General features: G+C 72.4%; 27 protein-coding genes, 1 tRNA gene and 2 pseudogenes. 8 read left to right on the plus strand and 22 right to left on the minus strand.

The features are described from left to right. Positions 1–100: 100 nt before the first annotated feature. Positions 101–322, minus strand: coding sequence for a DUF3618 domain-containing protein (locus tag AC5L35_RS36940; RefSeq protein WP_495064411.1), 222 nt, complete (start codon positions 320–322; stop codon positions 101–103). A gap of 156 nt (positions 323–478) precedes the next feature. Here AC5L35_RS36940 and bcp point away from each other — a divergent pair, with 156 nt between their 5' ends. Next, complete coding sequence (gene bcp, locus AC5L35_RS36945; RefSeq protein ID WP_495064412.1) at positions 479–946, plus strand: thioredoxin-dependent thiol peroxidase; 468 nt, start codon at positions 479–481, stop codon at positions 944–946. On the opposite strand, the gene AC5L35_RS36950 is transcribed toward bcp, so the two are convergent. Continuing rightward, positions 936–2,297 carry a 6-phospho-beta-glucosidase gene (locus tag AC5L35_RS36950; protein ID WP_495064413.1) on the minus strand — a complete coding sequence of 454 codons (1,362 nt, stop codon included), beginning with the start codon at positions 2,295–2,297 and terminating at the stop codon, positions 936–938. The genes bcp and AC5L35_RS36950 overlap by 11 nt on opposite strands. Before the next feature lie 161 nt (positions 2,298–2,458). Between AC5L35_RS36950 and AC5L35_RS36955 the strand changes: the two genes are divergently transcribed. The 3 genes from AC5L35_RS36955 (at position 2,459) to AC5L35_RS36965 (ending at position 4,488) form a co-directional block, all read left to right on the plus strand. Further along, entirely contained in the window at positions 2,459–3,646 is a 1,188-nt protein-coding gene (locus tag AC5L35_RS36955) for a carbohydrate kinase family protein (RefSeq protein ID WP_495064414.1), read from the plus strand. Between the two features lie 127 nt (positions 3,647–3,773). After that, positions 3,774–4,436, plus strand: a complete 663-nt coding sequence (locus AC5L35_RS36960; RefSeq protein WP_495064415.1) for a hypothetical protein — start codon at positions 3,774–3,776, stop codon at positions 4,434–4,436. Beyond that, positions 4,416–4,488: transfer RNA gene (locus AC5L35_RS36965), tRNA-Leu, on the plus strand. The genes AC5L35_RS36960 and AC5L35_RS36965 overlap by 21 nt, the downstream gene beginning before the upstream one ends. A gap of 36 nt (positions 4,489–4,524) precedes the next feature. On the opposite strand, the gene AC5L35_RS36970 is transcribed toward AC5L35_RS36965, so the two are convergent. Continuing rightward, positions 4,525–5,214, minus strand: coding sequence for a TVP38/TMEM64 family protein (locus AC5L35_RS36970; protein WP_495064416.1), 690 nt, complete (start codon positions 5,212–5,214; stop codon positions 4,525–4,527). Positions 5,215–5,340: 126 nt separating this feature from the next. On the opposite strand from AC5L35_RS36970, the gene pcaC reads away from it, so the two are divergent. Next, positions 5,341–5,748 carry a 4-carboxymuconolactone decarboxylase gene (gene pcaC, locus AC5L35_RS36975; protein WP_495064417.1) on the plus strand — a complete coding sequence of 136 codons (408 nt, stop codon included), beginning with the start codon at positions 5,341–5,343 and terminating at the stop codon, positions 5,746–5,748. 93 nt (positions 5,749–5,841) lie between these two features. Here the strand turns inward: pcaC and rdgB are convergent, their stop codons facing one another. The 15 genes and pseudogenes from rdgB to clpS form a co-directional block, all read right to left on the minus strand. Beyond that, positions 5,842–6,432: an RdgB/HAM1 family non-canonical purine NTP pyrophosphatase gene (gene rdgB / locus AC5L35_RS36980; protein WP_495064418.1), complete on the minus strand. Its 591-nt coding sequence runs from the start codon at positions 6,430–6,432 to the stop codon at positions 5,842–5,844. After that, complete coding sequence (gene rph, locus AC5L35_RS36985) at positions 6,429–7,211, minus strand: ribonuclease PH (protein WP_495064419.1); 783 nt, start codon at positions 7,209–7,211, stop codon at positions 6,429–6,431. The genes rdgB and rph overlap by 4 nt, the downstream gene beginning before the upstream one ends. A gap of 52 nt (positions 7,212–7,263) precedes the next feature. After that, a complete protein-coding gene (locus AC5L35_RS36990) occupies positions 7,264–8,049 on the minus strand; it encodes an MBL fold metallo-hydrolase (RefSeq protein ID WP_495064420.1) in 786 nt (261 codons plus the stop codon). A 10-nt stretch (positions 8,050–8,059) separates the two neighbouring features. Continuing rightward, the gene (locus AC5L35_RS36995; RefSeq protein ID WP_495064421.1) at positions 8,060–8,461 is read right to left on the minus strand and encodes a hypothetical protein; all 402 of its coding nucleotides are present in this window, start codon (positions 8,459–8,461) and stop codon (positions 8,060–8,062) included. Next, positions 8,454–8,816 (minus strand): hypothetical protein, encoded by a 363-nt coding sequence (locus AC5L35_RS37000; protein ID WP_169394743.1) that lies wholly within the window; start codon positions 8,814–8,816, stop codon positions 8,454–8,456. Before AC5L35_RS37000 ends, AC5L35_RS36995 begins: the two co-directional genes overlap by 8 nt. Positions 8,817–8,865: 49 nt before the next feature. Continuing rightward, entirely contained in the window at positions 8,866–9,708 is an 843-nt protein-coding gene (murI, locus tag AC5L35_RS37005) for a glutamate racemase (RefSeq protein ID WP_495064422.1), read from the minus strand. A gap of 10 nt (positions 9,709–9,718) precedes the next feature. Continuing rightward, positions 9,719–10,351, minus strand: a complete 633-nt coding sequence (locus AC5L35_RS37010) for a rhomboid family intramembrane serine protease (RefSeq protein WP_495064423.1) — start codon at positions 10,349–10,351, stop codon at positions 9,719–9,721. Between the two features lie 162 nt (positions 10,352–10,513). After that, the gene (locus AC5L35_RS37015; protein WP_495064424.1) at positions 10,514–11,338 is read right to left on the minus strand and encodes an alpha/beta fold hydrolase; all 825 of its coding nucleotides are present in this window, start codon (positions 11,336–11,338) and stop codon (positions 10,514–10,516) included. A 133-nt stretch (positions 11,339–11,471) separates the two neighbouring features. After that, a pseudogene (locus tag AC5L35_RS37020) lies at positions 11,472–12,080 on the minus strand (alpha/beta fold hydrolase); the annotation flags it as partial. Between the two features lie 78 nt (positions 12,081–12,158). Then, the gene (locus AC5L35_RS37025; RefSeq protein WP_495064425.1) at positions 12,159–12,494 is read right to left on the minus strand and encodes a helix-turn-helix transcriptional regulator; all 336 of its coding nucleotides are present in this window, start codon (positions 12,492–12,494) and stop codon (positions 12,159–12,161) included. Positions 12,495–12,568: 74 nt separating this feature from the next. After that, positions 12,569–13,519 (minus strand): PLP-dependent cysteine synthase family protein, encoded by a 951-nt coding sequence (locus AC5L35_RS37030; protein ID WP_495064426.1) that lies wholly within the window; start codon positions 13,517–13,519, stop codon positions 12,569–12,571. Positions 13,520–13,550: 31 nt separating this feature from the next. Continuing rightward, positions 13,551–13,823, minus strand: a complete 273-nt coding sequence (locus tag AC5L35_RS37035; RefSeq protein WP_169394737.1) for a MoaD/ThiS family protein — start codon at positions 13,821–13,823, stop codon at positions 13,551–13,553. A 50-nt stretch (positions 13,824–13,873) separates the two neighbouring features. Then, positions 13,874–14,353 carry a M67 family metallopeptidase gene (locus AC5L35_RS37040; RefSeq protein ID WP_495064427.1) on the minus strand — a complete coding sequence of 160 codons (480 nt, stop codon included), beginning with the start codon at positions 14,351–14,353 and terminating at the stop codon, positions 13,874–13,876. A 104-nt stretch (positions 14,354–14,457) separates the two neighbouring features. After that, positions 14,458–15,009 carry a DUF2017 domain-containing protein gene (locus AC5L35_RS37045; RefSeq protein WP_495064428.1) on the minus strand — a complete coding sequence of 184 codons (552 nt, stop codon included), beginning with the start codon at positions 15,007–15,009 and terminating at the stop codon, positions 14,458–14,460. Next, the gene (gene clpS, locus AC5L35_RS37050) at positions 15,006–15,302 is read right to left on the minus strand and encodes an ATP-dependent Clp protease adapter ClpS (protein WP_495064435.1); all 297 of its coding nucleotides are present in this window, start codon (positions 15,300–15,302) and stop codon (positions 15,006–15,008) included. Before clpS ends, AC5L35_RS37045 begins: the two co-directional genes overlap by 4 nt. Positions 15,303–15,383: 81 nt before the next feature. Between clpS and AC5L35_RS37055 the strand changes: the two genes are divergently transcribed. Beyond that, entirely contained in the window at positions 15,384–16,691 is a 1,308-nt protein-coding gene (locus AC5L35_RS37055) for a nicotinate phosphoribosyltransferase (protein WP_495064429.1), read from the plus strand. After that, complete coding sequence (locus AC5L35_RS37060) at positions 16,688–17,260, plus strand: isochorismatase family protein (protein ID WP_495064430.1); 573 nt, start codon at positions 16,688–16,690, stop codon at positions 17,258–17,260. Before AC5L35_RS37055 ends, AC5L35_RS37060 begins: the two co-directional genes overlap by 4 nt. Positions 17,261–17,307: 47 nt before the next feature. Here AC5L35_RS37060 and AC5L35_RS37065 read toward each other — a convergent pair whose 3' ends face one another. Further along, positions 17,308–18,213 carry an acyl-CoA thioesterase gene (locus AC5L35_RS37065; protein WP_495064431.1) on the minus strand — a complete coding sequence of 302 codons (906 nt, stop codon included), beginning with the start codon at positions 18,211–18,213 and terminating at the stop codon, positions 17,308–17,310. A gap of 136 nt (positions 18,214–18,349) precedes the next feature. Between AC5L35_RS37065 and AC5L35_RS37070 the strand changes: the two genes are divergently transcribed. After that, entirely contained in the window at positions 18,350–20,383 is a 2,034-nt protein-coding gene (locus AC5L35_RS37070) for an ATP-dependent DNA helicase (RefSeq protein ID WP_495064432.1), read from the plus strand. Positions 20,384–20,396: 13 nt separating this feature from the next. On the opposite strand, the gene AC5L35_RS37075 is transcribed toward AC5L35_RS37070, so the two are convergent. The 3 genes and pseudogenes from AC5L35_RS37075 to AC5L35_RS37085 form a co-directional block, all read right to left on the minus strand. After that, entirely contained in the window at positions 20,397–21,134 is a 738-nt protein-coding gene (locus AC5L35_RS37075) for an aminoacyl-tRNA hydrolase (RefSeq protein WP_495064433.1), read from the minus strand. Beyond that, a complete protein-coding gene (gene serB / locus AC5L35_RS37080) occupies positions 21,131–22,369 on the minus strand; it encodes a phosphoserine phosphatase SerB (protein ID WP_495064434.1) in 1,239 nt (412 codons plus the stop codon). Before serB ends, AC5L35_RS37075 begins: the two co-directional genes overlap by 4 nt. Before the next feature lie 19 nt (positions 22,370–22,388). Continuing rightward, positions 22,389–22,637 (minus strand): annotated as a pseudogene (locus tag AC5L35_RS37085) (cytochrome ubiquinol oxidase subunit I); the annotation flags it as partial.

Raw genomic sequence — 22,637 nt, forward strand, 5'->3', positions numbered from 1 at the left:
GCCCGCAACTACCTCGGTGCCCTACAACTCGCCGCCCTGCTCAGCTGGCTTCCATGATCGACCAGACACTCCCTAGCACGCCCGGGCGGGAAACCCCCGGTCAGCGGAAGAGGCGGCGGATCATCGCGACGGCGATCAGCGCGCCGACGGCCATCAGGCCGTAGCGGATCCTCGGGTCGGTGAGCTGCTCCTGCACGCTGTCCCGGCCGGCATCCACCAGGCGCTTCGGGTGGGCCCGCTCTCCCAGTGCGTCCAGGCTGTCGGCGAGCGCGTCTCTTGCCTGCTCGATCTCGCGCTGGATGGTGTCCGGGTCGCGCGCCACGATGCCTCCTGCTGCTGTCCGCACTGTCACGACGAAGGTGGCAACGACGAAGGTGCCACGACGAAGCTGTCACCGTAGATCACGTCTGCTCCGCCGGTGGGAGCGGCCGGGCGGGTCGGCGCGGCGCCCCCCGGCCGTGGTGCCAGTATCGCCGACATGAGTACTCGACTGGCGGTGGGCGACGCCGCCCCGGAGTTCACCCTTCCCGACGCCGACGGCAAGCCGGTGTCGCTGTCGGACTACCGGGGCCGCCGGGTCATCGTCTACTTCTACCCCGCGGCGAGCACCCCCGGCTGCACCAAGCAGGCGTGCGACTTCCGCGACAGCCTCCCCGACCTCGGCGACGCCGGGCTCGAGGTCATCGGCATCTCGCCGGACAAGCAGGCCAAACTCGCGAAGTTCCGCGACACGGAGGGCCTGACCTTCCCCCTGCTGTCCGACCCCGACCGGGAGGTGCTCACCGCCTGGGGCGTCTACGGGGAGAAGCAGATGTACGGCAAGACCATCACCGGCGTGATCCGCTCGACGTTCCTGGTCGACCCGGACGGGAAGGTCGAGCAGGCCCTGTACAACGTGCGCGCCTCCGGGCACGTGGCCAAGCTGCGTCGCGACCTCAAGGTCTGACGGCGTCGCCGAGCACCGCGGCCACCCCGGGCAGCTCCGCCCGGTAGGCGGCCACGAGGTCACGGGCGACCGCCACGGAGTCCACCAGCGGGTGCTCGGCGAAGGCCCGCACCGCCAGCGCGGTCGATCCCGTGACGGCGGCCTCGATGGTGTCCTGCTCCACCGCCTTGACCTGCTGCAGGAGCCCGAGCATGGAGCCCGGCAGCGCGTCGGTGGCCAGCGGTGTGACGCCGTGCGGGCCGACGAGGCAGGGCACCTCCACGACCGCCTCGGCGGGCAGCCCGGGCACCGTCGTGCCGTTGCGGACGTTCAGGATCAGGGTGCGGGCGGCCCCGCCCGACAGGGCCCCCATCAGTTCCAGCGCCACCTGCTGGTAACCCCCGACCGCCATGTCGGCGGCCTCCCGCACGCCTGCTCCACTCGCCTCGCGGCTCTCCGCCATGTAGGTCGCATCACGCTCGTCCCGCACCTGCGTCCAGCGCCGTAGCGCGTCGCCGGGCTCGGTGGCGGCTGCGGTGTCGTAGAACCGCGCCTGCTGCTCCTGGAGGAACTCCCCGCGGGTACGAGGGGCCGACCGGATCGCCGCCACGGCCTCCCGCGTGCAGTAGTAGTAGTAGAGGTACTCGTTGGGCAGGGCCCCGATCGTGCGCGCCCACTCCGGGCCCACGAGCCGTACCTCCTCGATCGACCGCAGTGCGGCGTCGTCGGCGAGCAGGTCCGGAAGCCGGTCGACCCCGTCCACCCGCAGCGTCCGGAGCCAGCCGAGATGGTTCAGGCCCACGTAGCCGACGCTCAGGCCGTCCCCGGCGGCGACGCCCAGCCCCTCGATCGCGCGTACCGCCCGGTGTGCGAGTCCGACGGGCGAGTCGCAGATGCCCACCACGCGCTCACCGAGCACCCGCTGCATCGCCTCGGTGATCATCCCGGCCGGGTTCGTGAAGTTGATGACCCACGCCTGCGGCGCGACTTCGGCCACCCGCTCCGCCACCCGCATCGCCACCGGCACCGTGCGCAGTCCGAAGGCGATGCCACCCGCGCCGGTGGTCTCCTGCCCCAGCACCCCGTTGGCCAGCGCGACACGCTCGTCCACGGTGCGTCCGGCCGCCCCGTCCACCCTGATCGCCGAGAACACGAACCGGGCGCCGTCCAGGGCCTCGTCGAGACGGGTCGTGGTGCGCACGGCGGGGGTTCCGGGACCGGACAGCTGCGCCAGCACCGCGCGGATCGCGGCGAGCCTCGGCTCCGACACGTCGTGCAGGACGACCTCGCTGACCGGCGAGCCACCCGACGCAAGCGCGGCGTACACCAGTGGCACCCGGAAGCCGCCGCCGCCGAGGACGGTGAGCCTCACGCGATCGCCTGCCGGGACGGAACCACGCGCCGACGGTAACGCAGGGCGTCATGCCGTCCGAGTGAGCGAAGACACACCCCGGGTGCGATCGCATTGCCACGCGCGAGGACCGGACGGCACTATCCGAAGAGCCAGGTCTTCTGGAGGGGGATGAGTTCGCTGTGAGCAGCGCAGCGCGCAACGCGCTGCCCGAGCCGGAGGCGTTTCCGGCCGGGCCGCTCAGCACGCCGCACGAAGCGGTCTGGTGGGACCCCCTCGCCGACGTCCGGGACGGCAACTGGCCCACCGTCGACGTGTTCATGTCCGGCACGGTCTTCCTCGACATCGTGTTCACCGGTCTGCCCGCGCTCCCCGAAGCAGGCACCGAGGTGTGGGCCGCGGGGATGGCGTCGTGCCCCGGCGGGATCGCCAACCTGGCCATCGCCGCGTCCCGGCTGGGGCTGCGCACCAGCCTCGCGGCGGGCTTCGGCGACGACGTCTACGCCGACTTCTGCTGGCGCACCCTCGCCGAGCAGGAACGGGTCGACCTGCGCTGGTCGCGGCAGTTCGCGGGATGGCACTCCCCCGTCACGGTCTCGATGGCCGTGCAGCGCGATCGCAGCATGGTCACCCACGCGCACCGCATCCCGATCACCGGTGACGCCCTGATCGGCACGCCACCGCCGTCGCGCGCGGTGATCACCAGCATCGGCGGGGGCGCCGCCGACCCCGTGCTGCCCACCTGGGTGGCCCGCGCGCGGGAGAACGGCGCGATGATCTTCGCCGACGCGGGCTGGGACCCCACCGGTGTCTGGGACCCGGCCCTGTTCTCCTCGCTCGCCGGCTGCGACGCGTTCATGCCGAACGCCGTGGAGGCCATGAGCTACACCCGCACCGACAGCCCCCGCGACGCGCTGCACAAGCTCGCCGGGCACGTCCCGCTCGCCGTGGTCACCTGCGGCGGCGACGGGGCGATGGCTGTCGACGCGGCCACCGGCGAGGAGGCCTCGGTCCCCGCGCTGCCCGTCGACGCCCTCGACCCCACCGGGGCAGGCGACGTCTTCGGTGCCGCCCTGGTGCTGGGCACCATCGCGGGCTGGCCTCTCGAACACCGGCTGCTGTTCGCCGGGGCGTCCGCCGCGCTCGCCGTGCACGAGTTCGGCGGCTCGCTCGCCGCCCCCGGCTGGGGCGACATCAGGGACTGGTGGCGGGGGGTGCAGACCCGCGCCGCCGCGGGCCACCGCGGAGCCGCCGACCTCCGGCGCCGCTACGGGTTCCTCGACGACCTGGTGCCCCGCACCCACGTCTGCGGCGTCCGGCGCGCGGCCGCCACCATCGCCCGCCAGTCGGACCTGACCCGCCCCGCCTGACCCCCGCTCGGCCCGACGATCGCCGCGAGACAGCGCTCTGCGCCCTCGTAAGGGCGAACCGACAGATCTCGTGGCGACGTCACCGGCCGCGGCCCGGTTTCGAACATGTGTTCGATATGATCTCCTCATGCCCCGCGCCCGAAGCTGGACCGACGAGCAGCTGGCCGAGGCGGTGGCCACCGCCCGCACCCTGAGCGAGGTCTGCCGGCTACTCGGGCTGCAGCCCGGCAAGTACGACGTGCTCCGCAGGCACATCCGCCGCCTCGGCCTGGACGCCTCACATCTGCCCCGCGCGGGCGCAGGTTCACCACGCAACTCACGGCGCTTCCGGGACGAGGACCTTATCGAGGCGGTCCGCATCGAGACGTCGGTGCACGGGGTGCTGAGGCGATTGGGGTACAGCACCAGCGGTGGCATGTTCCGCTTCGTCGCCGCGCACATCCGGCGCCTGGACCTCGACACCAGCCATTTCCTGGGCCAGGGCTGGGCGCGCGGACTGAAGCGGCCGTCCACACGTCTCACGCCGCTGCACGAGCTTTTGGTACGGGGCTCCACCGTGGGATCCAGTTCGTTACGCATCAGGCTCGTCGCAGCCGGGCTGCTTCCCAGCCACTGCCAGGAGTGTGGCCTGCGGGAGTGGCGCGGCAAACCCCTGCCACTCGCCCTCGATCACGTCAACGGTGACCACACTGACAACCGACTTGAGAACCTACGTATCCTGTGTCCCAACTGTCACGCCCTGACCGACACGTGGTGTGGGCGGAATCGAGCCGGCGTAGCCCAACGGTAGAGGCACGGGTCCTAGGAACCCGCCAGTGTGGGTTCGAATCCCACCGCCGGTACACAGTCACCACCGACCCGCACGGTGGGGGCAGCAGCTATCCAGCCTGTTCCAGGCCTGGTTCACGCCGTGCCGCGGGGGACGTGGCCGGCTCCTTCGGGACGGGGTGGCGCCGCGCCACCACCAGCGCCCCGGCCAGCCCCAGCAGCCCCGACACCACCGACACGGCGAACATCGCAGGGTGCGGGCTCCCGCCCACCGCCGCGTCCCCCAGCACCACGATCGCGATCGTGCCGGGGAACACCCCCAGCACCGTGCCCAGCAGGTACGGCAGGAACCGCACGCCGGAGAGGGCGGAGGCGTAGTTCATCGCCGCGAACGGCACGGCCGGGATCAGGCGCAGGGACACCACGGCGAGCAGCCCGCTGTGGTCGAGCCGTTCGCGGATCCACATGATCCCGCGCCGATGCGCGTGCCGCTCCACCAGCCGCCCGCCGACCATCCGCACCAGCCAGTAGGCCAGCACCGCGGCCAGCGCCGTGCCTGCCACGGTGAGCAGCACCCCCAGGACGGAGCCGAACAGCACCCCGGCTGCCACGGTGAACACCGTGCGCGGCACCGGCGTGATGGTGACCGCCCCCTGGAGCAGCACGAACAGCACAGGAGCCCACAGGCCGGCGTCCTGCACGGTCCGGCGCACGTCGGGGATCCCGTCGCGCAGGAGGAAGACGGCGACACCGGCGACCACCAGCACGGCAGCGCCCGCGGCGACCCTCCTCCATGTCATGTACCCGACGGTACCGACGAGCGCGGGGGACCTGTCACCACGGGGTGACGCGCCACGAGCCGGCCACCGGACCGACACCACGGTGTCACCGAGCCGCTCCTGCCGCGGCGGCTACCGTGAACGATCGTGACGACCGAGCAGCCGCAACCGCCCGCTCTCGACCTCGACCCGGACGGGCTCGCCGTGCGCCGCGAGGTACTCGGGCCCGACCACGTGGACGCGGCACTGGCCCGCGCCGACGACATCACGGCCGAGTTCCAGGAGATGATCACCCGCTACGCGTGGGGTCACATCTGGACCAGGCCGGGGCTCGACCGGCGGATGCGCAGCGCGATCACGATCACCGCCCTCGTCGCGCACGGGCACTACGCCGAGCTGGAGCTGCACCTGCGGGCCGCGCTGCGCAACGGCCTCACCAAGGCGGAGATCGTCGAGGTGCTGCTGCAGAGCGCGATCTACTGCGGGGTGCCGGCGGCCAACTCGGCCTTCGGTGTGGCCCGCCGCATCCTGAACGAGGAAGCCCCGCCCTCCTGACCCGGCGAGCCGCCCGCCACCACCCCGCGAGTCGCCCACAATCCGTGCGCGAGTCGCCCGGTTCTCGTCCGCGAGTCGCCCGCCGTGTGCGTCTCAGGTGAGGTCGCGCAGGTGCGGGATCAGGGCGCGCAGGGCGCGCCCGCGGTGCGAGGCCGCGTCCTTCTCCTGGGGGCTCAGCTCGGCCGAGGTGCGCTCCTCCCCGTCGGGCACGAAGATCGGGTCGTAGCCGAACCCGCCTGCACCGCGGGGCTCGCGGACGATCCGGCCGGTCCACTCGCCGTGCACCACGGTCTCGAGGCCGCCGGGCACCACGAGCGCCGCCGCGCAGACGAACGCCGCGCCCATCCGCTCGTCGGGGACGTCGGAGAGCTGGCCGAGCAGCAGCTCCAGGTTGGCCACGTCGTCCCCGTGCCGGCCCGCCCAGCGGGCGGAGAGCACACCGGGCATGCCGTTCAGGGCGTCGACGGCGAGCCCCGAGTCGTCGGCGACGGACGGGAGCCCGGTGGCCGTGGCGGCGTCACGGGCCTTCGCGAGCGCGTTCTCCGCGAACGTCGCTCCCGTCTCGGGAGCGTCGGGGAACTCCGGGACGTCCGCGAGCCCGACCACCTCGACCGGCCCGTCGGCGAGCATCCGCCGCAGCTCGGCCAGCTTGCCGGCGTTGCGGGTGGCGACCAGCACCTTCACGACTGCTCCGGCAGCGTGCCGGGGTAGGGCTCGGCGAGCACGGCGGCCTGCAGGTCGGAGAGCTGCCGGATGCCGGCGAGCGCCACGTCGAGCATGGAGTCGAGCGTGCTCCGCGTGAACGTGGCGCCCTCGCCGGTGCCCTGCACCTCGATGAGGGTGCCGGTGTCGGTGGCGACGACGTTCGTGTCGACCTCGGCGCGGGAGTCCTCCTCGTAGGGCAGGTCCAGGCGGACCCGCCCGTCGACGACACCCACGCTCACTGCTGCGACGCGGCAGGACAGCGGCTTGGGGTCGGCGAGGCTGCCGCGCGCACCGAGCCAGGTGATGGCGTCGGCCAGCGCGACGTAGGCGCCGGTGATCGCCGCGGTGCGGGTGCCACCGTCGGCCTGCAGGACGTCGCAGTCGAGCGCGATGGTGTTCTCGCCGAGCGCCGCCAGGTCTATGCACGCCCGCAGCGAGCGGCCGATCAGCCTGCTGATCTCGTGCGTCCGCCCGCCGATGCGGCCCTTGACCGACTCGCGGTCGCTGCGGGTGTTGGTGGCCGACGGCAGCATCGCGTACTCCGCGGTGACCCAGCCGAGGCCGGAGCCCTTGCGCCAGCGGGGCACCCCTTCGGTGACGCTCGCCGCACACAGCACCTTGGTGTCGCCGAACTCGACGAGCACCGATCCCGCGGGATGTTTCTGGAACCCGCGGGTGATCGTCACCGGCCGTAGCTGGTCGTCCGACCGTCCATCTGCCCTGGTCCCGTCCTGGGGGGTGCCATCCGTTCGCGTCACCGGGCCAGCTTAGGTCGCCGGTCGGGTGACCCCGGCGTCAGAGGGGACGGGGTCAGATCGCGTAGGCGGCGTCGGGCGCCACCAGCTCGACGGGCCCGCTGAACGCGGCCTTGGCCTCGGCCAGCAACTGGTCGCCGTGGAACCAGGCCGGGACGTGCGTCAGCAGCAGCCGCCCGACGCCTGCCGCCTCCGCGTGCTCACCCGCCTGCCGCCCCGACAGGTGCACCCCGGGCGGCGGTTGCTCCCACCACTCGGTGACGTGGGGCCACGTGGCCTCGCAGAGCAGCACGTCGGCGCCGCGGGCGAGCTCGACCAGCCCGTCGCACGGGCCGGTGTCGCCGCTGTAGACGAGGCTGCGCCCGCCGTGCTCCAGCCGCAGCGCGTACGCCTCGCAGGGGTGGTCCACCAGCCCGGACCGCACCGCGACGCCGGCCACCGTGGCGCGCCCGCCGTCGGACAGCGGGTGGAAGGTGAAGATGTCGCCGAGGTCGGTGGCGGCCCGCTCGACCGCCGAGGGCGCGTAGGCCGCGGCGAACCGGTCGGGCGCTTCGGCGGGGGCGTGCACGGGCAGCGGCCGGGTGGTGGGGTCGAACGGCGGGTGGGGGTGGAAGCGGCGGTGCACGACGAGCGACGCGAAGTCGGCGCAGTGGTCGGGGTGCAGGTGGCTGAACAGCACCCCGTCGAGTGCCCACGGGTCGAGGTGGCGTTGCAGCGCACCGAGCGTGCCGTTGCCGAGGTCCATCACCAGGCGCGTGTCGCCTGCCTCGACGAGGTAGCCCGACGCCGGCGAGTCCGGGCCCGGGCCGCTCCCGGAGCAGCCCAGCACGATCAACCTCATGGGCTGCACGCTAACGCGCGCGCGTGTGCCGCAGCCACCACAGCCCGATGAACGGGAGCACCAGCGGCACGAAGCCGTAGCCCCGCCCGTACACCGACCACACCGTGTCGTCGGGGAAGTCGGCGGCGTCGAGCACGGTGAGCGTGCCGACGACCAGCACCCCGGCCAGCTCGAACCCGACGGCGGCCCACGCCAGCCTGCGGGCGCCGGGCCCGCGGCCGTTCAGCCCGATCGTCGCCAGGATGTAGACGATGCCCGCCACCAGTGAGAGCAGGAAGGCGAGCGGGGCCTCCTGGAACTTGGTGGCGATCTGCACGAGCGCACGTGCGGTGGCCGACAGGGCGAACACGCCGTAGACGGCGATCAGCACCCGGCCCGGGCCGGACGAGGTGGCGCGGGCGGGCTCAGGCACCGGCGAGCCAGAGTCCCTGCAGCCGCCACACGGCCACGGCGGTGGCGATCGCGCCGACGGCGATGACGGTGCCGCCCCAGCGGGTGGGCTCGGCCGTGGCGAACTGGGTGGCTATCGGCAGCACGCACACCGACACGACGAGATAGATCAGGAACGTCTGCGTCTCCGGCAGCGCGGTGCCCGAGAACACTCGGACGGCCGCGATGGCCGCCTGCACCACGAGCAGCACTTCGACCGCACCGACCGCGAGGCGCATCGTGCGGTCCGGGGGGCGGTTCAGGATCGTGAGCACCACTCCGAAGACCGCCAGGGCACCGGTCGCGACGAGCACCAGTATCTCCAGGGCGTCGATCACGGTGCGTGACGCTACCCGCCGGCCGGCCGCGGGACCTGGCCAGCCTCCCTCAGCCCGCGGTCGGAGCAGGCACGTCGGCGGGGCGGGTGGCCAGCGCGGACACCGTGGCGATCTCCGGGCCGAGGAAGCGGCGCCCGAGCCTGCGGAACGGCTCGGGGTCGCCCGTGGCGAGGAACTGGTGGGGGCCGGGCGGCGGACCGGCCGGGTCGCGGGCGAGGTCGCGGTCCATGAGCACGCGCACGAGGTCCTTGGCCGTCTCGTCGGCACTGGACACCAGCGTGACGTCGGGGCCCAGCACGATCTGCAGCACGCCCGCGAGCAGCGGGTAGTGGGTGCAGCCGAGTACGACCGTGTCGACCCCGGCCCGCTGCAGCGGCTCGAGGTAGCTCTGGGCGAGCCCGAGGATCTGCCGCCCGCTGGTCATGCCCCGCTCGACGAAGTCGACGAAACGGGGGCACGCCACGGCCGTGACCTCGACGTCGCGGGCGGCGGCGAACGAGTCGGTGTACGCCCCGGACGCGATGGTGGCGCGGGTGCCGATGACCCCGATTCGCCCGTTGCGGGTGGCCGCGACGGCCCGGCGGACGGCGGGTCGCACGACCTCGACGACCGGCACGGAGTAGCGCTCGCGGATGTCGGGGAGGCAGGCCGCCGAAGCCGAGTTGCACGCCACGACCAGTGCCTTGACCCCGCGCTCCTGGAGCGCGTCGCCGACCTCGAGCGCGTAGCGGCGGATGTCGGCGATCCGCAGCGGGCCGTAGGGGCTGTGTGCCGTGTCGCCGACGTAGAGGATCCGCTCGGCGGGCAGCAGGTCGATCACGGCCCGCGCGACCGTGAGACCACCGACGCCGGAGTCGTAGATGCCGATCGGCGCGTCGATCCCCGGGGTCACGGTGAGAAGTCTAGGCGCCCAGGGCGGGGGCCGGCCGGGATCGACGGCGGTCGGCCTGTGCCACGAGCCGGGCGGCGAGCAGGCCGGCCAGCGCCCCGAACAGGTGGGCCTGCCAGGAGATGCCCGGCTGGCCGGGCAGGATGCCGAAGAGGATGCCGCCCCAGATCACGAACAGCACCACCGCCAGCAGGATCTGGCGGCCGCTGCGGGCGAAGAACCCGCGGGCGAGCAGGAACACCAGCCACCCGAAGATCACCCCGGAGGCCCCGATCGTGGACGTGTTCGGCGGCCCGACCAGCCACACGCCGAGGCCGCCCAGCAGCCAGATCATGGCGGTCACGAACAGGAACTGCCGGATTCCGCCCGCCATGGCGAGGAACCCGAAGACGATGAACGGGATGGTGTTGGCCAGCAGGTGCGGCCACCCCGCGTGGAGCAGCGGGGCCCACAGGATCCCGTCGAGCCCGTCGACCGAACGCGGCACGATCCCGTCGTTGTCGAGACGCAGGCCCGAGAGCTGGTCGACGGCCTCGGACACGTAGAGCAGCCCGGTGAAGAAGAGCATCGTGATCAGTGCGAGCACCGGTGAGGGTGGGAGCACCCGGGCGATCGACCGGCGGGACGCGGGCGCAGGGACGACCATGTGACCGAGGCTACCCGCGGAACGCCGGTGTTCCAGGGCCCTTCAGGGTTCCTTCAGCGAGCCGACCGGGGGAATCGGCCCTCCCCGGCCACCCGACGGCCGGCGGCGACGCCGTGCGGCGCGGCCACCCCACCATCCGGTGGCCGCGCCGTGTCACGCAGGTCAGGACTGCAGCCACGCCAGAAGGTCGGCGTTGATCGTCGGGGCCTCCGTGGTCGGCATGCCGTGCGGGAAGCCGGGGTAGCTCTTGAGGGTCCCGTTCTGGACGAGCTCCGCGGACAGCGGCCCGGAGTCGGCGTAGGGAACGATCTGGTCGTCCTCGCCGTGCATGACCAGGACGGGCACCGTGATCTTCTTCAGGTCCTCGGTGAAGTCGGTCTGCGAGAACGCCACGATGCCGTCGTAGTGGGCTTTCGCTCCGCCCATCATCCCCTGCCGCCACCAGTTCTCGATGACCGCTTCCGACGCCTTCGCGCCGGGACGGTTGTAGCCGTAGAACGGCCCGGTCGGGAGGGCCCGATAGAACTCGGACCGGTTGGCGGCCAGCTGGGCCTGCAGGTCGTCGAACACGCTCTTGGGCAGGCCGCCCGGGTTCCTCTCGGTCTGCACCATGATCGGAGGCACCGAGCTGATGAGCACCGCCCTGCTGACGCGCTCCTCGCCGTGCTGCCCGATGTAGTGGGCAACCTCGCCGCCGCCGGTGGAGTGGCCGACGTGAATGGCGTCGCGCAGATCGAGGTGTTCGGTCAGAGCGGCCAGGTCAGCGGCGTAATGGTCCATGTCGTGCCCGCCGCCGGTCTGGGTGGAACGGCCGTGCCCACGACGGTCGTGCGCGATCACGCGGTAGCCGTGCTCGAGGAAGAACAACATCTGGGTGTCCCAGTCGTCGGCCGAGAGCGGCCATCCGTGGCTGAACACTATGGGCTGTCCCGCGCCCCAATCCTTGTAGTAGATCTCCGTGCCGTCTGTCGTGGTGATGGTGGTCATGGTTCCTCCGAGAAATGTGGTCCCGAGGCTGCTGTGTCGGCTGCTGATCCGGCTTCGCACGTCGCGCGCTGGGCGAAGCCGGTGCCCCGATCCTGCTCCTGGCACCGTTGCTTGTCAGGGTGAACCGCACTGGTCAGCTGGGGGACGAGGATGTGAAGCGGTCGAGGAAGGCGAGCGAGACATCGGCCACCTCGGCGCAGCCGTGATCGATCGTGAGTGAGTGGCCGCGGCCGGGGATCTCGGCGATCTCGGTGATTCCGTCGTTCTTCTGCTGCAGTTTCGCCATGGCGTGGGTGATCGCGGGCGGGCTGGTGTTGTCCGCTTGTCCGGCGATGATCAGGAGCGGGCCCCGGGCCGGGTTGTGCACGTCTAGCTGCGCTTCTGTCCAGGGGTTGATGTTCGCCGTGACGGCCTGGAACAGCGGCGCGCCCGCGGCGGCGACGTGGTACTCGTCGTACAGTCGGCGCCCCTCGTCCTCGTCGAGGTTGTTCACCCAGGCGTAGGAGAACTGCTCGAAGGTGAGCGACACCGCCCGCCCGACGTTGGCCGGGTTACCCAGGATCGGGGCCCCGGACTTCAGCGCCGACCACGGGACGGGCAGGCGCCCCGAAAGGGGTGCAGGTTCGATGGCGACGGTTGCCGTGGCCGCCCCCTCCCCCGCGAGCTTCTGGGCGATGAGGCCACCGAAGGAGTGGCCCACGAGCCCCGGCTTGCGCTCCGGTCGGCTCAGCGCGTCGAGGTGGTGGTCGGTGACGGAGGAGCGGTGGCGGAAGTCGGTCTTGCACCAGCGCGCACAGGGATGTCTGCACCCTGTGTCTCGCTATGCGTCGTTCTCGACGCCTGCCTGCGCCCGCGTTGTCGTGCGGAGCCGCCACTCCCGGGGAGGGACGTCGAATCGCCTGCCGAAGGTTCGCGAGAAGTGCGCCTGGTCGGCGAAGCCGGACCGGTAGGCGATCTCGGCGATGGACAGGTGAGTGGCAGCGGGGTCGCTCAGCAGCTTGGCGGCATGGTCGAGCCGTGAGCGGATGTGTTCGCCCGGGCTGACGTCGCGGCGGCGAAGGATCAGGTAGGGGTACCGCACGGAGATGCCGTGAGCTGCGGCGATCTGTGCGGCGTCGAGCGATCCGTCGAGGGCGTGGCGGTCGATGTAGGCCACGAAGGTCCAGTTCTCGTCACCCGTTCAACCACTCGCATCGGCGCGGCCGACCCGCAGCGCTGCGACCCGCAGCACTAGGCCCAGAGCTGGCCCTCGATGCCCTCGACGGCCTCGTCGAGCTCGCCGGAGTAGGCGCCCGTTGACAGGTACTTCCATCCCGCGTCACACACGACGATGACGATGTCGGCCGTGTCGCCCGCACCGGCGGCCTTCTCCGCGACGGCGAGGGCGGCGTGCAGGATGCCGCCGGTGGAGATGCCCGCGAAGATGCCCTCCTTCTCCACGAGCAGGCGGGTGCGGCGCAGCGCGTCGCGGGAGCCCACCGAGTAGCGGGCGGTGAGCACCTCGGGGTCGTAGAGCTCGGGGACGAAGCCCTCGTCGAGGTTGCGCAGGCCGTACACCAGCTCTCCGTACCGCGGTTCGGCCGCCACGATCTGCACGTCCGGCTTGTGCTCCCGCAGGTAGCGACCGGTGCCGACGAGCGTGCCCGTGGTGCCGAGGCCCGCCACGAAGTGGGTGATCGTGGGCAGGTCGCGCAGGATCTCCGGGCCGGTGGTGCGGTAGTGCGCGTCGGCGTTGGCCGGGTTGCCGTACTGGTAGAGCATCACCCACTCGGGGTGGTCCGCGGCGAGGTCCTTTGCCATGGCGACGGCCTGGTTGGAGCCGCCCGCCGCGGGCGAGGAGATGATCTGAGCGCCGTACATCTCGAGGAGCTGCTTGCGCTCGATCGAGGTGTTCTCCGGCATCACGCAGATCAGGTTGTAGCCCTTGAGCTTGCAGGCCATCGCGAGCGAGATGCCGGTGTTGCCGGACGTGGGTTCGAGCACCGTGCAGCCGGGCGTCAGCAGCCCGTCCGCCTCGGCCTTCTCGATCATGGCGAGGGCGGGACGGTCCTTGATGGAACCGGTGGGGTTGCGGTCCTCGAGCTTCGCCCAGAGCCGCACCTCCGGGGTGGGCGAGAGGTTCGGCAGGCCGACGAGCGGGGTGTCCCCCACCGCGGCGAGCAGCGAGTCGTAGCGGGCCATGCCCGGCCTTCCTTCCGCTCCGCCCGCGCTCTCAGCCGCCGGCGACGGCGGGCAGGATCGTGACGGTGGAGTTCTCGCCGACCGGGGCCTCGAGGCCGCCGGCGAAACGCACGTCCTCGTCGTCGACGTAGATGTTGACGAACCGGTGCAGCGAGCCGTTGTTGACCAGCCGCCCGGCGATGCCGCCGTGGCGCGCCTCGAGGTCGTTGATCACCTCGCCGACGGTGTTGCCCTTCGCCTCGACGGACTTCTCGCCGCCGGTGTGGGTGCGGAGGATGGTGGGGATGGAGACGGTGACGGCCATGGTGATGCTCCAGGTCGGATGGTTCGGGTGGTCGTGGAAAGGGCGGGGCGTCAGACCGACGCGTCCCTGTCGGGGACATCGTCCGCGCCCGTGTGCGCGAACATGTAAGTCTCCACGACGTCGACCTGTTCCTCGGTGACCACACCGTCCACGATCCGGAACGACCGGAGCTCGTGCCCCGTGTGGTTCGGTTCGGCGTCGTCCCGGGTGGACACGAGCACGTAGTGCGCCTCGGGCTCGGACGCGAGGGAGATGTCGGTGCGCGACGGGTGCGCCTCGGTGGCCGTGTGCGAGTGGTAGATCACCACGGGCACCTCGCCACGGGCGTCCATCTCGCGGTAGAGCCGAAGCAGGTCGCCGGAGTCGAACTCGTAGAAGGTGGGCGACCGGGCCGCGTTGAGCATCGGAACGAACCGCTCCGGCCGGTCTGAGCCCTCGGGTCCGGCGATGACACCGCACGCCTCGTCGGGGTGGTCCCGGCGGGCGTGGGCGACGATCTCGGCAACGAGATCGGCTCGAATCACCAGCACCACCCCAGGGTACGGCTCGACCCCGCCTCGGTGCACTCCGCACGTGACGGCTCACACCCCGTGCGGACCACGAGCAGGGCCGCGAGGGCCGGCTCGGGGTGCGGCTAGCGGATCTGCATCCTGGTCTGCACCAGCGCGTCCTGCACGAACGTGAGCCAGTGGTAGACGCCCATGTGCGTGGCGCGGGGGTCGTCCGACGGAAGCTGCTCGGGCATGTCCTCACTCACGTCGAGGGCGGTGCCGAGTGCGAGCCGCACGTCGTTGAGCGAGGCGAGCCAGGCATCGGCCTGGTCGGGCGTGAGCTCCACCCGGCCGCCCGACTCGGGCAACGTCTCGAGCACCACGGCGGCGTTGGAGTCCTTGGCCTCGATGAGCTCGGGCTCGTGCAGGGAGCGCAGGCCTGCGGCGAGGTCGGTGTCCTCGGTGGTGAAGTCGGGCAGCAGCCGCGCGAGGACCCGGTCGGTGGGCCGGGTGGACGGCCCGGTGCGCATGCCGGTGAGGATCGCGAGCTCGTCGGACGGGTTGTCGTCGGCTCGGCCCGCGAGGATCTGCCGAACCTCACCCACCAGGCCGCGCAGCACGGCGGCCTCCTGCGCCTCCAGCGACGCCACCAGCCGGGCCCTGGCTCCCCGCCCGGAGCGCTTCCAGCCGTTCACGCGCGCTGCATGGTGGCCCAGAGGCCTGCCGCGTGCAGTTTGGCCACGTCGGCCTCGATCTTGTCCTTGTCGCCTGCCGACACCGCGGCCTTGCCCTTGTGGTGCACGTCGAGCATCAGTGCGGTGGCCTTCGCCTCGGGGTAGCCGAACAGCTTCTGCAGGACGTACGTGACGTAGGACATGAGGTTGACTGGGTCGTTCCACACGATCGCCTGCCAGGGCGTATCGACCACCGAGTCCTCGGCGAGGTCCGGATCCACCTGGCGCGTGGGTGCGGGTAGCGGCGCGGCCATAACGTCCATGGTGACACCCCGGGTATCGAAGGTGCACGGCAACATAGGGTCGGGACATGGTGAACGCCATGGGGACATGCGATGAGTGGTAGTCCGTCTACTGCTGGGGTCAGCACCGCGCTGCTGACCGACCGCTACGAGCTGACGATGGCGGCTGCCGCACTCGCCGACGGCACCGCGCAGCGGCACTGCGTGTTCGAGGTGTTCGCCCGCAGGCTCCCCGACGGGCGCCGCTACGGCGTGGTGGCCGGCACGGGTCGGCTGCTGGAGTCGATCGAGCGGTTCCGGTTCGGCGACCAGGAGCTGGAGATGCTCGCCGACGTCGTCGACCGCGAGACGTTGGCGTGGCTCGCCGAGTACCGCTTCTCCGGGGACGTCGACGGCTACCCGGAGGGCGAGCTGTACTTCCCCGGCTCTCCCGTGCTCACCGTCAGCGGCACCTTCGCCGACGCGGTGCTGCTGGAGACGCTGGCCCTGTCGATCCTCAATCACGACAGCGCGATCGCCTCGGCCGCGTCCCGGATGGTGACGGCCGCGGCGGGCCGTCCCATCATCGAGATGGGCTCGCGGCGCACGCACGAGGCCGCCGCGGTGGCCGCCGCCCGCGCTGCATACCTCGCCGGGTTCGTCGCCACGTCGAACCTGGAGGCCGAACGCCGCCACGGCATCCCCACCACCGGCACCGCCGCCCACGCGTGGGTGCTCCTGCACGACGACGAGCTGGGCGCGTTCAAGAGTCAGGTGGCCGCCCTCGGGCCCGACACCACGCTTCTCGTCGACACCTACGACATCCATCGGGGCATCGCGCTGGCCATCGAGGCGGCCGGCACCGGGCTCGGGGCGATCCGCATCGACTCCGGCGACCTCGGTGAGCTGGCCCGGCAGGCCCGCGACCAGCTCGACGCGCTCGGGGCCACGGACACCAAGATCGTGCTCTCCGGCGACCTCGACGAGTACGCGATCGCGTCGCTGCGCGCCGAGCCCGTCGACTCCTACGGCGTCGGCACGTCGGTGGTCACGGGTTCCGGCGCGCCGACCGCCGGCATGGTCTACAAGCTGGTCGAGGTGGACGGGCGACCCGTCGCCAAGCGCAGCGCGGCGAAGGAGTCCCGCGGCGGACGGAAGTCGGCGCTGCGGCGCTACAAGCCGACGGGCACGGCCATCGAGGAGGTCGTGTATCCCGTCGCCGCCGCACCTGAGGCCGCACCGCACGACCGCGTGGTGCCGATCCCCCTGATGCGCGGCGGCGAGCTGGTGGCCGGCCTGCCGACGCTGGAGCAGTCCCGCGGGCACCTGCGCACCGCGCTCGTGTCCGTGCCGTGGGAGGGGCTCAAGCTCTCCCGCGGCGAGCCGGCACTCCCCACCGTGTTCGAGGGGCCCGCACGATGACGCGGACGCTGATCGTCGTCGACGTGCAGAACGACTTCTGCGAGGGCGGCTCCCTCGGCGTCGCGGGCGGGGCCGGGGTGGCGGCCGCGATCTCGGCGGCCCTGCGGGCCGGGGACCGCGAGCACCGCTGGGACCACGTCGTGGCCAGCCGCGACCACCACATCGATCCCGGGGCCCACTTCTCCGACGCCCCCGACTTCGTCGACACGTGGCCGCCGCACTGCCTGCACGGCTCGCCCGGCGTGTCCTTCCACCCCGATCTCGACGTCGCCCGGATCGAGGCGGTGTTCGACAAGGGCCACCACTCCGCCGCCTACTCCGCCTTCGAGGGCACCGAACCCGGCGGCACGGGCCTGGCCGAGTGGCTGCGCGCCCGCGACGTCGACACGGTGGACGTGGTGGGTATCGCCACCGACCACTGCGTGCGCGTCACCGCGCTGGACGCCGCCGCGGCCGGCTTCACCACCACCGTGCTGCTGGAGATGTGCGCCGGCGTGGCGCCGGAGACCACGAACCGCGCGCTCACCCAACTACGAGCCGCGGGCGTCTCCCTCGTTGCGGAGCCGTAGTGCTGTCAGGGCGTACTCGCTGACAGCACTACGGCTCCGAGATGTGGTCAGACGGAGCGCATGCGGAAGGGTTCCAGGCGCGCGGCCAGGTCGCCCGGGTCACCGGCCTCGTCGGGGAGGCGGTGGGCACCGACGGCCTCGGCGATGCCGACGCAGCGGGGGCCGTCGAACAGGCCGCACGCGTAGCGCACCTCGGTCTCGTCGAGGTCGAGCACGCCCACGCGCAGCTGGTAGATGCCCGGGTAGCGCACCTCGTCGAGGTAGTCGACCCGCAGCGAGCTCGGCGAGAGTCCGTCGAGCGGGCCACCGGTGGGGTACCCCAGGACGTCGAGGTGCAGCTCAGCGAGCCCGTCGAGGTACCAGCCGGCCAGCGCCACGTTGTTGACGTGCCGGTTGGGGTCGAGGTCGCTGAAGCGGGTGCGCACGTCCAGCCGGAACGGGTACGCCTCCCGGATCAACCGGGACGGCCCGCGCTCCAGGCGGGTGGGGGCGGGAGCGTCGGTGCGGAGGGTCTCCAGCGCGGCGCGGACCGGCTCCGGCAGCGGTGCCGGCCCACCGACGGTGGCATGCACGCTGACCGACTCGCCGGTGGCGACGCACTCGTCGCCGGCGAAGACGCCGTAGGTGTAGGCGAACGACGACTCGCCGATGTGGCTGACCCCGATGCCGATCCGGTACTGGCCCGTGTCGATGCGGGCGCCTGCCGCGCTGCGCGGGATGACCTGCAGCGGGGCGAGCACGTCGACCCGGACCGAGGCGAGCAGCAGCCGCATCCGGGCGGTGAGGCCCGCACCGAAGACGTCCCGTTCGACGGCGATCCGCGCGTCCTCGAACCAGCGCACGATCGCGTCACGGCCGATTCGCCGGCTCGGGTCGAGGTCGCTGTAGCGGGCGGGGTGCTCGATCAGTACCGGGTAGGACGACGAGCGGAGCAGGAGGTGCGTGGACGTCACTCTGTTCATGATGGCCGACGCCGCCACGCCGCTGACACCGACCCGCTGTGGATCACGTGTGAGCCTCACTACCTGGTGCACTACCGGATCGGCGGTTCGACCTCGGCCCGTCGGGCACTCCGGGTAGCCTCCCGGGGTGCCCACCGCGACGCGAATGCCCGGCGTGGCGGAGCTGTTGGAGGCGGCCGTCACCGCCGTCGGCGGGCAGCGCCGCGAGGGCCAGGACGCGATGGTCCAGGCCGTCCGCAAGGCCATCACCACCGGGGAACACGTGGCCGTGCAGGCCGGTACCGGCACCGGCAAGTCGCTGGCCTACCTGGTTCCCGCCATCCACCACGCCGTCGCGAAGGACTCCACGGTCGTGGTGTCCACCGCCACGATCGCGCTGCAACGCCAGCTGGTCGACCGCGATCTCCCGCGGCTCGCCAAGGCCCTCAAGCCACTGCTCGGCCGGGCGCCCACGTTCGCGATCCTGAAGGGCAGGCGCAACTACCTCTGCCTCAACAAGCTGCACGGCGGTGACGACGCCGACCCCGCCGACGAGCTGTTCGACCCGTTCGCGATCTCCGCGATGGGCCGCCAGATCAAGCGGCTGCACGAGTGGGCCGACACCAGCGACAAGGGCGACCGCGACGAGCTCGTCCCCGGGGTGCCCGACTCCACGTGGCGGCAGGTCTCCGTCACCGCCCGGGAGTGCGTCGGCGCCGCGAAGTGCCCGGTCGGTGACGACTGCTTCGCGGAGAAGGCCCGCGCCGAGGCGGGCAAGGCCGACATCGTCGTCACCAACCACGCGCTGCTGGCCATCGACGCGCTCGAGGGCCGCCCCGTGCTGCCCGAGCATGACGTCGTGGTGGTCGACGAGGCCCACGAGCTGGTCGACCGGGTCACCGGCGTGGCCACGGCCGAGCTGACGTCCACCTCGATCGGCATCGCGTCGCGGCGGCTGGGCAAGCTCGTCGACCAGGCGGTCGCCGACCGGCTCGCCGAGGCGGGCGAGGGGCTCGCGATGGTGCTGGAGGACCTGCCCCCCGGCCGCTGGGACAGCCTCCCGCAGGCCGCGGTGGGCGCGCTCTCGGCGGTTCGGGACGCCGCTGCCTCGTGCAAGCAGTCGCTCGGATCGGAGCGGCGGGAGGAGCCCGAGGCCGCCGCAGGACGCAAGATCGCCCAGGCGTCGCTCGACGAGCTCGCCGACACCGCCGTCCGGCTGCTCGCCGCGTTCGAGGAGCCCGACCCGTCGAAGCGCCGCGACGTGGTGTGGCTCGCGGAGCAGGGGCCCGACGGTGCCCGCCACAAGGTGCTGCGGGCCGCTCCGCTGTGGGTGGGCGGGCTGCTGCGCGAGCGGCTCTTCGGGCGGTCCACGGTGGTGCTGACATCGGCCACGCTGGCCCTCGGTGGCAACTTCGACGCCCTCGCCCGGCAGTGGGGCCTGCCCCCGGAGAAGGGCGCCGACGCGAAAGCGGACGGCGCGGTCGAGGACGACCCGATCCCCGATCCCGACGCTCCGAAGTGGTCCGGCCTGGATGTCGGCTCGCCGTTCGCCCACGGCCGCAGCGGCATCCTCTACGTCGCGAAACGGCTCCCTCCCCCGGGCCGCGACGGGCTGCCGCCGTCCTACCTCGACGAGATCGCCGGCCTGGTGGAGGCCGCGGGCGGCCGCACCCTGGGGCTGTTCTCGTCGATGCGGGCGGCCAAGCAGGCCACCGAGGCGTTGCGCGGCAGGCTCGACACCCCACTGCTGTGCCAGGGCGACGACTCCACGATGCAGCTGGTGAAGAGGTTCGCCGAGGACGATGCCACGTCGCTGTTCGGCACGCTGTCGCTGTGGCAGGGCGTCGACGTCCCGGGGCCGTCGCTGTCCTGCGTGATCATCGACCGCATCCCGTTCCCGCGGCCGGACGACCCGCTGGTCGCGGCGCGCCAGCGGGCCACCGATGCGCGCGGTGGCAACGGGTTCCTCACCGTGTCGGCCACCCACGCCGCTCTCCTGCTCGCCCAGGGCGCCGGGCGGCTGCTGCGCGGGATGGACGACCGCGGCGTCGTCGCGATCCTCGACCCGCGGCTGGCCACGGCCCGCTACGGCGGGTTCCTGCGCGCGTCGCTGCCGCCGTTCTGGCCCACCGACGACCGGGAGAAGGTGCACGCCGCACTGCGGCGGTTGCGCGGGGCCTGACGCCCCGGGTCAGTTAGGAGGGCGGGGTGGCGATGCAGGTGATCGTGCCCGGCGCCACCTCGGTGAACCCCGCGTCCCGCACGGCCACCGCGGAGCCGCGCTCCACCGCGTCGCACAGCTGCGCCCACAGCGCCCCGCCCACCTCACGCACGGCGAACTCTGGCACGGCCGTCAGGCCGAGGGCCGCCGCGTAGAGCATCGACGCGTGTCCGACCTGCGCCGCGGCCTTGCCCACCGTCATCTTCAGGTCGACGTTCACCCAGATCACCGGCCTGCCGCCCGGGAGCGGCCCGGGGTCGTCCGGCTCCAGGTCGGTGCCGCCGATCTGGAGCCGGGAGACCGTCTTCGGCACGTCGTCCACCGGTCCGGGCAGCAGCGCCCTCGCCTCGGCCCCGTCGACCCCGCAGGTGACGCCGGGCAGTTCCTGCACCGCGGCCCAGTGGGCGCCACGGGCCCGGCGGGCGATCTTCCGGATGCGACCGCCCACCCAGGTGGCGACGGCGTCGTGCCACTCGCCGCCGGGCTGGGCCCGCGGGTCGAGGCAGACGGCGAGCGCCGCGGCGGCGGCCGCCTCCAGCACCGGGGTGCGGGGCGCAGGCGGCCGCTCCAGCCGCAGAACCACCGGCATCGCCCGCACGATGCCGTCCGCCTCCGGCGGGATGGTGGTGGTGGAAGGACGCCGCAGGTAGCGGGCGGCGAGCGGCTCCAGGACGTCGGAGAGAGCCGTCTCGGTGGGGGTGGGGTCGGTCATGCGATCGGCACGCGGCGGACCATGCCTTCGGCTGCGTCCGCACGTTCCACCTCGTCGCGCGTGATGCCGAGGACGAACAGCACCACGTCCAGGTACGGGAGCGAGAGCGCGGTGTCGGCCACCTCGCGCAGGGCGGGCTTCGCGTTGAACGCGATGCCGAGCCCGGCGGTGGACAGCATGTCGATGTCGTTGGCGCCGTCGCCGACGGCGACGCACTGCTCCAGCGGGATGCCGAACGTCTCGGAGAACCGGCGCAGCGCCACCGCCTTGCCCGGGCGGTCGATGATCTCGCCGACCACGCGCCCGGTCAGCCTGCCGTCGACGATCTCGAGCTCGTTGGCGGCGCAGAAGTCGAGCCCGAGCTCCGCCACCAGGCCGCTGATCACGCGCGTGAAACCGCCCGACACCACCCCGCACCGGAAGCCGAGCCGCTTGAGCGTGCGGATCGTGGTGCGGGCGCCGGGGGTGAGCTCCAGCTCCGCCGCGACCTCACCGAGCACCGACTCCGGGAGCCCCGCGAGCACGGCGACCCGGCGCCGCAGCGACTCGGCGAAGTCAAGCTCGCCGCGCATCGCCGCTTCGGTGACGGCCCGCACCTCCTCCTCGGCGCCTGCGCGGGCGGCGAGCATCTCGATGACCTCGCCCTGCACCAGCGTGGAGTCGACGTCGAACACGATCAGCCGTTTGCTGCGACGGGCGAACCCGGCCCGCTCCACGGCGACGTCCACGCCCGCGGTGCGCGCCACCTCGACCAGCCGGGCGCGCAGCGTTCCGGGCGGATGGGCGGAACTGCCGCCGCTCGGGTCGGGCGAGACCATCAGCTCCAGCCCGGTGACCGGATAGTCGGCCACCCGGCGGATGGAGTCGATATTGGCTCCCACCCCGGCCAGCGCCTGCGCCACTGCCCCGAAGGCCCGCGCCGTGATCGGGCGCCCGATCACCAGCACGACGTGCGTCGGGTGCCGCCGCGCCGCCGGATCGTCGAGCACCTCGAGCGAGGTGTGCACCTGCATCGAGATGCTCGCCATCGCCTGCTCGACGGCCTCCTGGAGGCCTTCCGGGTCGTGGTGGGCCACCACCAGCGCCCCGAGCGTGAGCCGGCCTCGGATCACGACCTGCTCGATGTCGACCAGGTCGACCCCGTGCCGGATGAGCGCGGTGAACAGCACCGAACTCACCCCGGGCCGGTCGGGGCCGGTGACCGTGATGAGAACGCTGGTGCCGGTGTCTGTCATCCGGAGAGCAGGTCGTGGGTCAGCGCGACTTCGGGTCGCTGTCGGGCTGGGTCTCCCCGCCGGTGCCCTGGGCCGCCACCTCGTACGGCGACGACCTGTGGCCGACGTGCGCCTCCTCGCGGAAGCGCTCGACCAGGTGTGGGTAGTGCAGCTCGAACGCCGGACGCTCCGAGCGGATCCGCGGCAGCTCGGTGAAGTTGTGTCGCGGCGGCGGGCAGCTCGTGGCCCACTCCAGCGAGTTGCCGAAGCCCCACGGGTCGTCGACGGT

This window comes from Pseudonocardia sp. OZ21, from assembly GCF_059359135.1.

Coding starts and splice junctions, on each gene's coding strand:
- serB (WP_495064434.1), bottom strand. CDS start 22,369: ATGACAGACACCGGCACCAGCGTTCTCATCACGGTCACCGGCCCCGAC.
- AC5L35_RS37010 (WP_495064423.1), bottom strand. CDS start 10,351: ATGGTCGTCCCTGCGCCCGCGTCCCGCCGGTCGATCGCCCGGGTGCTC.
- AC5L35_RS36970 (WP_495064416.1), bottom strand. CDS start 5,214: ATGACATGGAGGAGGGTCGCCGCGGGCGCTGCCGTGCTGGTGGTCGCC.
- clpS (WP_495064435.1), bottom strand. CDS start 15,302: ATGGCCGCGCCGCTACCCGCACCCACGCGCCAGGTGGATCCGGACCTC.
- AC5L35_RS37060 (WP_495064430.1), top strand. CDS start 16,688: ATGACGCGGACGCTGATCGTCGTCGACGTGCAGAACGACTTCTGCGAG.
- AC5L35_RS37015 (WP_495064424.1), bottom strand. CDS start 11,338: ATGACCACCATCACCACGACAGACGGCACGGAGATCTACTACAAGGAT.
- AC5L35_RS36960 (WP_495064415.1), top strand. CDS start 3,774: ATGCCCCGCGCCCGAAGCTGGACCGACGAGCAGCTGGCCGAGGCGGTG.
- AC5L35_RS36990 (WP_495064420.1), bottom strand. CDS start 8,049: ATGAGGTTGATCGTGCTGGGCTGCTCCGGGAGCGGCCCGGGCCCGGAC.
- AC5L35_RS37035 (WP_169394737.1), bottom strand. CDS start 13,823: ATGGCCGTCACCGTCTCCATCCCCACCATCCTCCGCACCCACACCGGC.
- AC5L35_RS37075 (WP_495064433.1), bottom strand. CDS start 21,134: ATGACCGACCCCACCCCCACCGAGACGGCTCTCTCCGACGTCCTGGAG.
- AC5L35_RS37030 (WP_495064426.1), bottom strand. CDS start 13,519: ATGGCCCGCTACGACTCGCTGCTCGCCGCGGTGGGGGACACCCCGCTC.
- AC5L35_RS37055 (WP_495064429.1), top strand. CDS start 15,384: ATGAGTGGTAGTCCGTCTACTGCTGGGGTCAGCACCGCGCTGCTGACC.
- bcp (WP_495064412.1), top strand. CDS start 479: ATGAGTACTCGACTGGCGGTGGGCGACGCCGCCCCGGAGTTCACCCTT.